The organism is Pseudolysinimonas kribbensis, from assembly GCF_039531715.1.
GTDB classification, from domain to species: domain Bacteria; phylum Actinomycetota; class Actinomycetes; order Actinomycetales; family Microbacteriaceae; genus Pseudolysinimonas; species Pseudolysinimonas kribbensis.
The window spans coordinates 137,681-150,273 of the sequence record NZ_BAAAQO010000003.1; the positions used below are offsets into that span (position 1 = coordinate 137,681).

Consider the following 12,593-nt stretch of genomic DNA (forward strand, 5'->3'; position numbering starts at 1 on the left):
TACCTGCTCCTCAGAGGTCCCGGGGCCGCAGCGGGCACACCATCTGCAACTATAATTCATGGGGTCCCGGCCCTCCGCCGGTTGGAGAGGAGGCCCGGATGTCGCTGCGCGAGGCGCTCAACGGCCACCGGAACTCGCTCGGCATCATCCGACTCGTGCTGGCGGCGTTCGTCATCCTCGACCACGCGTTCCCGCTGGGCGGGTGGGGCGAGGCGCCCTTCCTCGCGATGACCCGCCAGCAGCAGTCGCTCGGGGGAGTGGCCGTGCTCGGCTTCTTCGCGATCAGCGGCTACCTGGTGACCAAGAGCGCCCAGTCCAGCGACGCGCTGCAGTTCGTCTGGCGCCGGTTCCTCCGGATCTTCCCCGGCTTCTGGGCGGTGCTCCTGGTCGGCGCCTTCATCGTCGGTCCGATCTACTGGATGCTCGAGGGGCACGCGCTCGGGGCCTACTTCGGCTTCGGCCCGGGAAGCCCGTGGGCCTACCTGTATACGAACGCTCTCTTGAACATCGGGCAGTACCAGATCTGGGACATCTGGTCGGCGACGACGCCGTACGGCCTGGCCGGCAACGGCGGGCCGATCAACGGCTCCATCTGGACTCTCGTGTACGAGTTCACGTGCTACCTGCTGATCGCCGGGCTCCTCTTCTTCCTGGTGCTCAAGCGCGCGAAGGTGCTCGTGCCGATCATTGCGGCGTGCTTCCTCCTGCTGCAGGTCGTCAACCTGCTGAGCGGCGAGGGCACCGGCTCCTCCGAGGCCGCCCGGATCGTGCCGTATCTGGGTTCGTACTGGCCGACGAACTTCGGCCTCATCTTCTTCCTGGGCGCCACCCTCGCCATCTATGCGGATCGGGTTCCGTACTCGAACTGGCTGGGGGCCGGCGCAGGCCTCGTGTCGCTCGTCACCCTGCGCTTCGGCGGCTTCAACACGCTCGGGTACTTCACGACGGCGTACTTCGTCCTGTTCCTCGCGGCGCGGCTGCCCAAATTGTTCCAGCGGGTGGGCGCGCGCAACGACTACTCCTACGGCGTCTACCTCTACGGGTGGATCATCGAGCAGGTGCTGGCGTATGCCGGTGTGAATCGCTGGGGCTATGTTCCCTACGTGTTCCTCTCCCTCGTCGGAGCCGGAGCCTGCGCCGTCGTGAGCTGGCACCTCGTCGAGAAGCAGGCGCTCAAGTTGAAAGACGTCGGCCCCGGGGTCGGCTTCGCCGGAATCGCGACCGCCGCCCGCTCCATGGCAAACCGCCGCCGACGGGAAGAGGGCGACCTGCCGGCATCGCAGCCCGTGGAGCCACGGGCGCAGCCCGCTGAGCCGCGGGAGACGTCGGCGTGAGCCCCGTGGCCGCGCGCCTGGCCGGACCCGCCCTCCTGCTCCTCGCCGCGACCGTGGTCTCCGGAGGATGCGGCTACCTGGTCGGTGCCCTCGTTCCGCTCCGAACCGGTGTCGGCGTCTACGCCGCGTTCGCGGCGCTGTGGTCGGTGCTGTTCTTCCTCGTCAGCGCCATCGGGGGATTGCAGCAGGAGCTGTCCCGCGCGACCACCCCGGCCTCCGGGCTCGTGGTCCCCCCGGGCCGCCGGCCGTGGCCGTTCGCGCTGGTCTCCGCGCTCATCGTAGCCGTGGTGGTGTTCGCCTCGGCGTCGCTCTGGGGCGCGCTGCTGCCGGGTGGCGTGAGCGTCGTCGTCGTCGTCGCGGTCGCCCTCGGTGTCGCCTTCTACGCCGTCGTGGCGGTCGTCTGCGGCGCGCTCTACGGTGTGCAGAGCTGGCGACCGCTCGCCGCGATGATCGGGCTCGACGGCGCGCTGCGATTGGCGGGGGTCGCGATCGTGCTCGCCGCCGGGGGCGGGATCGGGCCGCTCGCGGTGGCGCTCGTGGTGCCCTTCCCGCTCGCCCTCGTGCTTGTCGTGCCCCTGGTGCGCGTGCGGTTGCGCACGGCCGTGGTGGACGTGACGACGGCGCGGCTGGGGTGGAACGGGCTGCGACTGATCGCGACCGCGGCGGCGACCGGGATGCTGGTGAGCGGCGCGGTGCTGGTGATCCGGATCGGCATCCCCGATATTCGCGCGCACGACTTCGCGCCGCTGGCTCTCGCCCTGACGCTCACGCGGGCGCCGCTGGTGATCCCGGCGCTGGCACTCCAGAGCTATCTCATCGTCCTGTTCCGCGAGCGCGGTGCCGCCCGCGCGCTCCCCTGGAGCGGTCTCGTGTTCGGCGCCGCCGTCGCGATCGCGGCTCTGGTCGCCCTCGTCGGCCCGCCGGTGATCCGCTGGATCTTCGGCCCGGCCTATGCCATCGATCCCGTCACCCTCGGCCTCATCGTCGGAAGCTCAGGGGGCCTCGCCGCACTCATCGTCGTGGGTGCTGCGCTCGTGGCGCGCGGTCGGCACGGATTCACGACCATCGCCTGGCTTGTCGCGGTAGCCGTGACCTTCGTCCTGATGCCCGTGCCCCTCGCGCATGGCACCGCGGTTGGAGTCGCGTTCGGCGGCGGAGCGATCGCCGGATTCGTGGCCGGGTGCGTCCTGCTAGTCGTCGCGGGGCGGCGCGCGGCCGCCGAGGTGCGGGCATGACCCGCGTCTCGGTCGCGATGGCGACGTTCGATGGCGCACGATTCGTCGAGGCGCAGGTACGCAGCATCCTCGACCAATCGCGGGCGCCCGACGAGGTCGTCGTCGGCGATGACGGATCGCGCGACGGCACTCTCGACCTCGTGCGGCGCATGGTCGATGAGCACGGCGGCAGCGCGATGCTGCGGATTCTGAGCCCGGGCGATCGCCTGGGCGTGGCCGGCAACTTCGCGCGGGTGCTCGATGCGGTGTCGGGCGAAATTGTGGTGTTGGCCGATCAGGACGATGTCTGGCGCTCCGACCGCATCGCCGTCGCGCTCGACGCGCTCGCCGATCGCGCCGCCTCCCTGGTCTTCGGGGACGCAGACCTCATCGACGGCGAGGGGGCGGTGCAGCCCGAGACGCTCTTCGGCACGCTTCCCGTGCATCAATCGGAGTTGCAGAGAGTGGACGCGGGGGACGCGTTCGGCGTACTCCTTCGTCGCAACATCGTGACGGGTGCAACCGTCGCGGTGCGCCGTTCTCTCATCGAGAGCGCCCTGCCGATCCCGCCCGAGTGGCTCCACGACGAATGGCTCGCGATCTGGGCGGCGGCGTTCGGCGGGGTGCGGCGGACGCCCGAGCGCCTCGTCGGCTACCGCCTTCACGGAGCCAACGTCATCGGAGTGTCCGCACCCACGCTCACGCGTCGGATCCGTCGCGTGCTCGAGCCCCGCGGGGAGCGCACCCGGACGCTGGCCCTTCGCTCCGCCGCCCTGGCGGCGCGGCTGGCGGCGGCTGGCGCCGATCCGGAGCGTGTGCGTGGCGCCGAGGGCAAGGCGCGGTTCGAGGCGGCGCGCGCGGAGCTGCGGCCGGCCCGGCTCCTGCGGCCCCCCGGCGTCATCCGGATCGCCGCGACAGGGGATTACGCGCGTTTCGCGAGCCAGGGGTCGCTCGACATGGTTCGCGATCTGCTGCAGCCGGCTCTTTAGGTGGTCGGCCGACGCAGCGCGGTGCGCCAGGACAGCTCCTGCGAAGCCTTCAGACAGCAGATCACGAAGCACATCCACGCGAACTCGGTGAGGATCGAGCTCTCGGCCAGCGACAGCACGCCGAGCGCGATCATGATGGCAGCCGGCCACGCGTAGACGACACTGCGACGGCGTCCGGCGAGAAGCCAGGAGCGGGAGAAGGTCAGGCCGACCATCCCGGCGAAGAGCACGAGGCCGATGATGCCGAGCTGGAACCACACGTCGACGAATGCGTTCAGCGCGGTGTTGGTCGGTCGCGAGGCGCTGTCGAGCGTGCTGAAGGGTGCGATCTGGGTCTGCCACTGGCCGATCCATCCTGTGCCCTGCAGCGCGGTGCCCTGCGTGCCCATGGCGGCGACGATGCGCTGCCACAGCTCGAGGCGGAAGTTGAGCACCCCCGATGCGTTGAACAGCCGGACGATGGGTCCGCGTAGGAACCAGGCTGCGATGAGGGCGACGATGGTCAGGCCCAGGATGATGAGCTGCAGCATCCGCCGGCGCTCGACCGGAACACGACGCACGACGTAGATGAGCGCCGCAGCGACCGCGACCACGACCGTCGCCCCCGCGACGATCGGCGAGAACGTGAAGACGATGCATGCCGTCGCGACGGTGAGCGACAGGATCGAGATGCCGCGGCGCACGGACTGGGTTCGCAGCTCGGTGGCGAAAGTGATCGCGGCGACGACGGCGAGCAGTCCGAGCTGGTCGCGCGCCGAGGTCAGGGCCGCGATCGGCTGGAGGAGGGCGATGCCGCCTTTGGCCCCGAGCGCCGGAATCGGCGCGTTGATCACGATGCCCGACAGCACCTCGAGCACGAGCGAGCCGACGAGCACGACGCGGAGGACATCGCCGAAGGCACGCACGATCTGAATGGTGTCGCGCGACAACGCGATGTAGAGCCCGACGAGGGTGAACGCGAGCAGGTAGGCGAGTCCGCCGACGGTCGCCCACTGATACTGGCTCCAGACAAGGGAGCAGGTCGCCCAGACGAGATAGGCGAGCAGCGAGATCGGCAACAGGCCCCGCCACTCGAGGTGCTCACGTCGGGCGACGAAGGAGGTGCCCATCAGCCCGAGCAATGTGACGAGCGCGGCGATGAGCCCCGGCCATCCGATGAGCTGCTGCAACGGGAAGACCAGCGCGGCGAGCGCGATGCCCGTCGTCGCCAGAGCCTGGGCCATCCGCGGCGACGCCAAGAGCTCGACGAGGGGATGAGACTCCGCGCGGGTGCTCATCGGCCCACCGGCACGGGATCGCGCGGCGCGGTCCGAGCGGACTCGTGGCGAGCGGTGAGCACGCTGCAGATGACGAGCAGGGCGAACCCGATCTCGATGAGCATCCGGCTCTCGGCGATGCTGTGGACGAGCAGCAGCACGAGCACCAGGAGAGGGAAGACATCGACGACGTCGCCGACCGGGCGGCTGCGGATGGCGAGCGCCCACGAACGCACCAACGTGGCGAGCACGAACAGACCGAAGACGACGAGGCCGATGACCCCGAGCTGGAGGAGGACGTCAAGCCACGCGTCGTGCGCCTGCGAGTACTGCACGCCCTTGATCGTGAAGGCGGGATCGTCGAAGGGGGGAATGGTCGGCACCCAGTAGCTGATCCACCCCCACCCGGCGGCCGGGCGCTGCGCTGCGTAGTGCAGGACGGTCTGCCAGATGTGGGTGCGGCCGGTGAGCGTGTCCGACTTGCCGAGCACCTCGAGGAGTGGCCCGTGGGCCAGCACCGCCACGGCCCCGCCGAGGACGACCGCGGTCGCCCCCCCGAGGTAGGTCACTCGTCGGGCTCGCCCGGTCGTGCGCCGCAGGATGATGAGGAACGCCCCCACGAGGAGCACCGCCGCCGCGGCGACGAGCACCGTGCCCGACCGGGTGAGCGCGAGCACGCCGATCGCGATGATGATCCAGAACCCCAGCCAGAAGCGCGACGCGGAGCGGGCGGCGAACTGGATCGCGAACACGAGGAGCGCGAGGAGCGCGGCGAACGCCAGCAGATTGGCGTTGCCGACGATCCCCTGGATGCGCCCGCCCGAGAGCAGCAGGTCGCGCGACCAGTAGAACGCGGCCGGGATCCTGTGCACGTCGGCGTAGTCGATCCCGGGGGCCGGGAACAGCGGCAGAACGTGCCGGCGGATGACGAGCGAGACGACGAGCTCGAACACGAGGGAGAGGGCGAGGATCCAGCGCAGGGCGGACCCGAGGCAGCGCAACAGCGTGCGCAGGTCGAACGCGGCACCGAGAAAGATACCGAAGGTCGTGGTGACGAGGGTGGCGACGACCGCGACCGCCGTCCAGCCCTGGTAGGCCGACCAGGCGACCGAGACCAGGATCAGCGCGAGGAACGCGAGGAGGGTCACGGGCATCCGGCGGACGTCGAACCGCTCCCGCACCAGCTCGATCACGGCGAGCACGAGGAGCACCGCGACGATCGCGCCCCACCCCCACCAGCTCAGCAGGAATCGCCAGAAGTCGCCGGCGGCGAGGGTGAAGAAGCCGAGGGTGGCGAGGAGGCGGCGATACAGCGAGACCTCGGGCATGACGCAAGGCTACTGATGGCACACCTCTCGGGCACCGGTGCGCGCCCCTGCTGGGGGGTACCGTGCGGCACCCCCCAGGGTTAGCCTGGGCCCAGCCGGAGCGGGGGTTCCGACGGTCCGTGTGACGCTGGGGGGCTCACATGCTGAGAGGGCGTGGCCGCGCGGGCCTGCTCGCGTTCGGAACGCTGATCGTGGCCGGCGCGCTCCTCGCGGCGACCATGGCGACGCCCGCCGCGGCTGCCGGGATGGTCGACGCGCCGACGGCGGTCGCCCGGATCCTGGCCGATACCAACGCGCTGCGCGCAGCCAACGGCAAGGCCCCGCTCGTCGAGAACGTCGACATCGACCGCGTCGCCGCCGCCTGGGCGCAGCGGATGTCGGTCCCGACCTCGCAGGGCGGGCCCGGGTTCGTCCACAACGCCTCGTTCTTCACGCAGATGCCGTCGGGCGCCACCTCCGGCGGCGAGAACATCGCGGCCGGCTTCACCTACCAGAACGTCGTCAGCGCGGGCTGGGCGAAGTCGCCGGGGCACCTCCAGAACATGCTCGGCGACTGGACCGACATCGGCATCGGCTACTGGCAGTCGGCCGACGGATCGACCACCTACTTCGTGCAGGACTTCGGGTACTACCCCGCGCACGTGGGCGTGGCTCCGGCGGCGCCCCCGGCATCCACGTCGACCGCGCCGATCCCCGAGGTGGTCGGGAACTCGCTCGTCGACAGCCGGACGGGAGCCCGCTGGGTCGCGCACGCCGTCAACTGGCCGAGCTTCGAGTACGCGTGTCAACAGGGCTGGGCCGATGCTTCGGGAGGTCGCTCGACGGCCGCGGCACAGGCCATGGTGTCCTGGGGCGTCACCGCGGTGCGCCTGCCGCTGAACCAGGATTGCTGGCTCGGCACCGACGGTTCGCCGCGCTTCGGCACAGCCGCGGGCTATCAGGCTGCCGTGCGGAGCTGGGTCGACATCCTCAACGCAGCAGGCCTCGTGGTCGTGTTCGACCTGCACTGGTCGGCGCCCGTCGGCGTCGACTCCGACGGGCAGCGCGCGATGGCCGATCCGCAGTCGATCGAGTTCTGGAGGCAGGTGGCCGGCGCGTACTCGAAGGTGCCCTCGGTCATGTTCGACGCCTTCAATGAGCCGTACTCGCGCCAGTCTGCGGTGCTCTCTTGGAGCTGCTGGGCGGATGGCGGCTGTGCGATGCCGTCCTCCGCCGACACCCAACCGATCGGCACGTCCACCTTCACCGCGGTGGGGATGAGGCAGATCGTCCAGACCATCCGGGCTGCGGATGCGGCGCAGCCCATCCTGCTCGGCGGCCTCGACTACTCCAACGATCTCCGCGGCTGGGTGGCCGCTACGCAGTCGTTCGGCGACGACCAACTCGTCGCGAGCTGGCACAACTATCCCGGTCAGCGCTGCGACGACGTCACGTGCTGGAATGCGGAGGTCGCTCCCGTCGCCGCCCACGTGCCCGTCATCGCCACGGAATTCGGCGAGACCGACGGCGGAACATCGTTCCTCACGACCTTCATGGACTGGGCCGATCAGCACGGCATCGGCTACGCCCCGTGGGCGTGGTGGTGGACCGACTCATCCGACGGGGCGGAAGCCAACGCCTACGCGCTGGTACAGAACGGCACCTTCACCCCGAAGGCGCCCGAGGGCACCACCTACCACGATCATCTGGCGGGGCTCGCCGTGGGTCGGGTCGATCGTGTCTCGGGTGCCGACCGATATGCGGGCAGCGTGGAGGTGTCGCAGCGCTCGTATCCCGACGGCGCCTCGACGGTCTACGTCGTCACCGGCCTCACGGCTCCCGACGCGCTGTCGGCCGCCGCCGCGGCCGCGACGACCGGGGGGCCGGTGCTGCTCACCCCGCGGGACGCGCTCCCTGACGAGGTCGCCGCCGAGATCGTCCGACTCGCGCCGCAGCACATCGTCGTGGCTGGTGGCCCCGCCTCGGTATCGCCCTCGGTGTTCGACCGGCTGAGCGACCTCGTGCCCGACACGATCCGGATCGGCGGGGCCGACCGGTACGAAGTGTCGCGCAACGTACTGGCCCACGCGGTATCATCCGTCGCGTCGCTCTACGTGGTGACCGGCGAGACCTTCCCCGACGCGCTCTCGGCATCGCCGGCCGCCGTCGCGGAGGGCGGTGCCGTGCTTCTCGTGCCGGGTCGAGCCGCCGGGCTCGACGCCGCGACGACGACGCTGATCCGCTCGCTGAGTCCCGCGCGGATCCGCATCGTCGGGGGGACCGCCTCGGTGTCCCCGTCGATCGAGGGGCAACTGAATCGGATCGCGCCCACCACACGACTGGCGGGGGCCGACCGGTATGCGGCATCCGTCTCGGTCAACGCCGCCGTGTTCCCGCACTCCGACACGGTCTATCTGGCCACGGGCGACAACTTCCCGGATGCGCTCACGGGCGCCGCATGGGCAGCGCGGGGCCCGGCGCCGCTGCTGGTCGTGCCGTCGACGTGCGTGCCCACGGCGACGCTCGCCGAGATCCGCGCGTTGGGTGCGACGAAGGTGACCCTCCTGGGTGGGCCGAAGTCGCTGACGGAGGCCGTGCGGGGGCTGACGCCCTGCGGGTGACCGCGCTCAGACGAACGCGGCCTTTCCCGTGATGGCGCGCCCGACTATGAGTGTATTCATCTCGCGTGTGCCCTCGTAGGAGTACATCGCCTCGGCATCCGCGAAGAATCGGATGACGTCGTTGTCGAGCACAATGCCGTTGCCGCCCATCGACTCCCGCGCCCACGCCACCGTCTCGCGCATCCGGGAACCCGCATACTCCTTCGCGAGCGCCGCATGCTCGTCGCGCTGGATGCCCTCGTCGAGCATCTCGGAGACGCGGGTGCACATCGCGATCGAGGCGGTGATGTTGCCGAGCATCTTCGCGTAGTGCTCCTGGATGAGCTGGTGCGAGTCGATCGTCTTGCCGAACTGCACCCGCTGTGAGCCGTATGCGACGGCCGTCTCGTACGCGCCCATCGCGTTGCCGACGGTGGCCCAGGCGACCTCGGCGCGGGTGAGCCGCAGCACCGCGGCCGTCTCGCGGAACGAGTTGACGTTCTGCAGCCGGTTCGCCTCCGGCACGCGCACCTCGTCGAGCGTGATGTCGGCGTTCTGCACGATGCGCAGCGCCTGCTTGTTCTCGATCTTGGTGGCCGTCCACCCGGGAGTGTCGGTCGGCACGATGAAGCCCTTCACCTGGCCGTCCTCGGCCGACTTCGCCCAGACGATCGCGTGGGTCGCGATGGTGCCGTTGCCGATCCAGCGCTTGCTGCCGGAGATCAGCCAGTCGTCGCCGTCGCGGGTCGCGACCGTGCGCAGGCCCTGCGCGCTGTCGGACCCGGACAGCGGCTCGGTGAGCGCGAAGCAGCCCAGCAGCTCGGCGCTCGCGAACCTCGGTAGCCATTCGGCCCGCTGCTCCGCCGACCCGCCGACGCCGATAGCGCCCATCACGAGGCCGTTCTGCATGCCGACGAGCGTCGCGACCGACGCATCGACGCGGGCGAGTTCGAGAGCGACCCAGCCGCGGAAGACCGCCGAGTTCTCGAACGGGCGGGTCTCCTCCCACGGCATCCCGAACATGTGCAGCTCGGCGAGCCCGTCGACCACGAAGCGCGGGAAGAACTCGGCGCGCGCCCAGTGGTCGTTGACGATCGGCTTGACCTTGCTCTCGAGGAACTCACGCAGGCGCGCGAGCACGCCCTTCTCCTGGTCGGTCAACAGCGACTCCGACTGGTAGAAGTCGGCGGCGAGGGGCGTGAGGGTCGACGGCATGTCCGGGACGATACGCGGCCCGCAGGATGCGGCCCAACGCGGTTGGTACGTTGCTCCAAGCGATGCCTAGGAGGCCGAATACGTGTTCGTGGAGATCACCAACACTCCGCGCGATTACGCGTGGGGTTCCCCCAGTGCCATCGCCGAGTTGCTGGGTCGAAGGCCCAGCGGGCGCCCCGAGGCGGAGCTCTGGCTCGGCGCGCATCCCGGATCGCCGGCGCGGCTGGTCGGGCGCGACGGCACGCTGCTGGACGTCGTGCACGGCCGGCTGCCCTTCCTGCTCAAGGTGCTCGCCGCCGAACGGCCGCTCTCACTGCAGGCGCATCCGACGCCGGAGCTGGCGGCCGCGGGATTCGCGCGCGAGGAGGCGGCCGGCATCCCGATCGACGCGCCCGAGCGCAACTACAAGGACCCGTTCCACAAGCCGGAGCTGATCTACGCGCTGTCGGATCCGTTCCGGGCGCTGTGCGGGTTCCGGCCGGTCGCCCAGACCCGCACGCTGCTCGAACCGGTCGCGGGCGACGAGCGGATCGCGCCGCTGCTCGACCGCCTGCGCACCGACGCCGACCTCCGGCCGGTGTTCGAGTGGCTCGTCTCCCGCGGCGACGACGTCGACGACCTGGTGGTGGCTCTGGTCGAGACCTCATCGGTCGCCGACGACGTGTCGTGGGATGCCGTCCGCCGGCTCTCCGAGACCAACCCCGGCGATCCGGGTATCGCGATCTCGCTCCTGCTGCACACCGCGGTGCTGCGCCCGGGCGAGGCGCTCTACTTGCCGGCGGGCAACATCCACGCATATCTGGATGGTCTTGGGATCGAGCTCATGGCCGCGTCGGACAACGTGCTGCGCGGCGGGCTGACCTCCAAGCACGTCGACGTGGCGGAGCTGGTCTCGGTGCTGGACTTCACGCCCCGGCGGGTGCCGCTTCTGCGGCCGGAGGAGCCGCGGCCGGGGGTGCGCGTGTTCCGGCCCGATGTTCCCGATTTCGTGCTGACGGTGGTCGACGGGGTCGCGGCGGAGGTGCCGCTCGGCGGTGCGGCGATCGCGTTGTGCGTGCGGGGGGAGACGCGGGTCGACGGCGGGCCGACGCTCGGCCGCGGGCAGGCGGCCTATATCGACGGGGAGTCGTCGGTGCGGCTCGACGGTGACGCGCTGACGTTCGTTGCGACCAGCGGTGTCGGGGGCGGGACGCCGGTCGGCTCCACGTAGGCGACGTCGATCTGTGGGTCGGCCGCGGATGCGTACGTGAGGCTTCGGTGCCCCTCCACAACCCGCAGTCGGTCGACTTCTCTACAGAATGGGCGTTCTAGCTTTCGAAGGTGTCTTCGATTGCGGGACTATTGACGCATGTCGACGGCCCCCCTTCTCACGGCGATGCGCGGTGCGCTCGCCGTGCTGGAGGCCGCGCCGGGCACGGACCTGTCGACGGCATCCGACGCCGACCTGGGCGCCCTCGTCACCGTTGAGACCTCGTTGCGGCGGATCGTCGAACGCCATGCCGCTCTGACGACGGGAGAGGTCTCCCGGCGCTCCCGGCCGGAGCTCGGCCTGAGCGGGTTCGCGCAGCGCGCCGGGCACCGCACGGTCGAGGAGTTCCTGAAGGTCGAGACCGGGATCTCGGGGCGGGACGCGGCGGCGACGGTGCGCGTGGGCGTTCTCGCGACATCCAGCGGCGTCCTCGGCGACGCCGTGCGCGACGGGCGGGTCAGCGTCGCGGCGGCGGATGCGATCCACGCAGGGCTCGGCGCCCCGACCGATACCCTTCCGGCGGAGGTGCTGGAACAGGCATCCGACCGACTGTGCGACGAGGCGGACGCGCTCGACCCCGATCGGCTCCACAGGCGTGCTCGCGAGGTGCGGGACGAGTTGGACGAGGCCGGCATCGCGGATCGTGAGCGTGCCCGTCGTGCGGCGCGATCCTTGCGGCTCGTGCGCCAGCCCGATGGCATGACCCGCATCGTGTGGCTGCTCGATCCGGAATCGGCGGCGATCGTGACCACCGTCTACGATCGCGCGACATCGCCGCGACGAGGCGGTCCTCGGTTCGTCGACCCGGCGGCGCGCGAGAAGGCGGCGCGCGTCGCCGACGACGAACGCACGACGGAGCAGCTCGCCTCCGATGCGTTCACGGAGCTGCTGCGGCAGTCGGGCACGTCCGACCACGACGTGCTGGTCGGCGGAGACGAGCCTGCGGTGCGGATCCTGGTCGCGGCGAGCTCGCTCACCTCCGGCGACGGGCACGGAACCTTGGATTCGGGCGAAGCAGTCTCCCTGACGACGGTGCATCGCCTCGCCTGCGCGGGCGGCACGGTGTCGATCATTCTCGATTCAGCGGGGCAGGTGCTCGACATGGGCCGCGAGCAGCGGTTCTACACCCGGCATCAGCGCCGGGCATTGGTCGCCCGTGACGGTGGATGCATGTGGCCGGGCTGCGACCGGACGCCGTCCTGGACCGAAGCGCATCACACCCGACGATGGAGCGACGGCGGCAGAACCGATCTCGCAGACGGGATCCTCCTCTGCCGACATCACCACCTCCGGTTGCACGACGAGGGGTGGACCATCAGTCGCCGGGCAGGCCGCTATTGGCTCGAGCCCCCGCCCGGCAGCGGGAAGACGGGCGCCCTCCTTCACACCAAGTCGCGGGCGGTCCGTGAGCTGCTGCGCGCATGACGCC

The 12,593-nt window shown here is 70.5% G+C and carries 9 protein-coding genes; 6 read left to right on the forward strand and 3 right to left on the reverse strand.

Annotated elements, in window-relative coordinates; genetic code table 11:
• The first annotated feature begins 98 nt into the window (after positions 1 to 98).
• The 3 genes from ABD285_RS07250 to ABD285_RS07260 are packed head-to-tail and all read left to right on the forward strand — an operon-like array spanning position 99 to position 3,537.
• Entirely contained in the window at positions 99 to 1,334 is a 1,236-nt protein-coding gene (locus ABD285_RS07250) for an acyltransferase family protein (RefSeq protein ID WP_344201528.1), read from the forward strand.
• Complete coding sequence (locus ABD285_RS07255; RefSeq protein ID WP_344201531.1) at positions 1,331 to 2,569, forward strand: hypothetical protein; 1,239 nt, start codon at positions 1,331 to 1,333, stop codon at positions 2,567 to 2,569. The genes ABD285_RS07250 and ABD285_RS07255 overlap by 4 nt, the downstream gene beginning before the upstream one ends.
• The gene (locus ABD285_RS07260; RefSeq protein WP_344201534.1) at positions 2,566 to 3,537 is read left to right on the forward strand and encodes a glycosyltransferase; all 972 of its coding nucleotides are present in this window, start codon (positions 2,566 to 2,568) and stop codon (positions 3,535 to 3,537) included. The genes ABD285_RS07255 and ABD285_RS07260 overlap by 4 nt, the downstream gene beginning before the upstream one ends.
• On the opposite strand, the gene ABD285_RS07265 is transcribed toward ABD285_RS07260, so the two are convergent.
• Positions 3,534 to 4,814, reverse strand: coding sequence for an O-antigen ligase family protein (locus ABD285_RS07265; RefSeq protein ID WP_284253221.1), 1,281 nt, complete (start codon positions 4,812 to 4,814; stop codon positions 3,534 to 3,536). The two genes, ABD285_RS07260 and ABD285_RS07265, sit on opposite strands and share 4 nt — an antisense overlap.
• A complete protein-coding gene (locus ABD285_RS07270; RefSeq protein ID WP_344201539.1) occupies positions 4,811 to 6,121 on the reverse strand; it encodes an O-antigen ligase family protein in 1,311 nt (436 codons plus the stop codon). The genes ABD285_RS07265 and ABD285_RS07270 overlap by 4 nt, the downstream gene beginning before the upstream one ends.
• 140 nt (positions 6,122 to 6,261) lie before the next feature.
• Between ABD285_RS07270 and ABD285_RS07275 the strand changes: the two genes are divergently transcribed.
• Complete coding sequence (locus ABD285_RS07275; protein ID WP_344201542.1) at positions 6,262 to 8,721, forward strand: cell wall-binding repeat-containing protein; 2,460 nt, start codon at positions 6,262 to 6,264, stop codon at positions 8,719 to 8,721.
• Positions 8,722 to 8,727: 6 nt separating this feature from the next.
• On the opposite strand, the gene ABD285_RS07280 is transcribed toward ABD285_RS07275, so the two are convergent.
• Complete coding sequence (locus tag ABD285_RS07280; protein WP_284253216.1) at positions 8,728 to 9,915, reverse strand: acyl-CoA dehydrogenase family protein; 1,188 nt, start codon at positions 9,913 to 9,915, stop codon at positions 8,728 to 8,730.
• Positions 9,916 to 9,997: 82 nt separating this feature from the next.
• Here ABD285_RS07280 and manA point away from each other — a divergent pair, with 82 nt between their 5' ends.
• Positions 9,998 to 11,125, forward strand: coding sequence for a mannose-6-phosphate isomerase, class I (manA, locus tag ABD285_RS07285; protein ID WP_344201545.1), 1,128 nt, complete (start codon positions 9,998 to 10,000; stop codon positions 11,123 to 11,125).
• A 138-nt stretch (positions 11,126 to 11,263) separates the two neighbouring features.
• Positions 11,264 to 12,589, forward strand: coding sequence for an HNH endonuclease signature motif containing protein (locus ABD285_RS07290; RefSeq protein WP_344201548.1), 1,326 nt, complete (start codon positions 11,264 to 11,266; stop codon positions 12,587 to 12,589).
• Positions 12,590 to 12,593 lie beyond the last annotated feature (4 nt).

Bases quoted from the DNA above. Each gene is read 5' to 3' on its own strand.
- ABD285_RS07250 (WP_344201528.1), top strand. From the start codon at position 99: ATGTCGCTGCGCGAGGCGCTCAACGGCCACCGGAACTCGCTCGGCATC.
- ABD285_RS07260 (WP_344201534.1), top strand. From the start codon at position 2,566: ATGACCCGCGTCTCGGTCGCGATGGCGACGTTCGATGGCGCACGATTC.
- ABD285_RS07265 (WP_284253221.1), bottom strand. From the start codon at position 4,814: ATGAGCACCCGCGCGGAGTCTCATCCCCTCGTCGAGCTCTTGGCGTCG.
- ABD285_RS07270 (WP_344201539.1), bottom strand. From the start codon at position 6,121: ATGCCCGAGGTCTCGCTGTATCGCCGCCTCCTCGCCACCCTCGGCTTC.
- ABD285_RS07275 (WP_344201542.1), top strand. From the start codon at position 6,262: ATGCTGAGAGGGCGTGGCCGCGCGGGCCTGCTCGCGTTCGGAACGCTG.
- ABD285_RS07280 (WP_284253216.1), bottom strand. From the start codon at position 9,915: ATGCCGTCGACCCTCACGCCCCTCGCCGCCGACTTCTACCAGTCGGAG.
- ABD285_RS07290 (WP_344201548.1), top strand. From the start codon at position 11,264: ATGTCGACGGCCCCCCTTCTCACGGCGATGCGCGGTGCGCTCGCCGTG.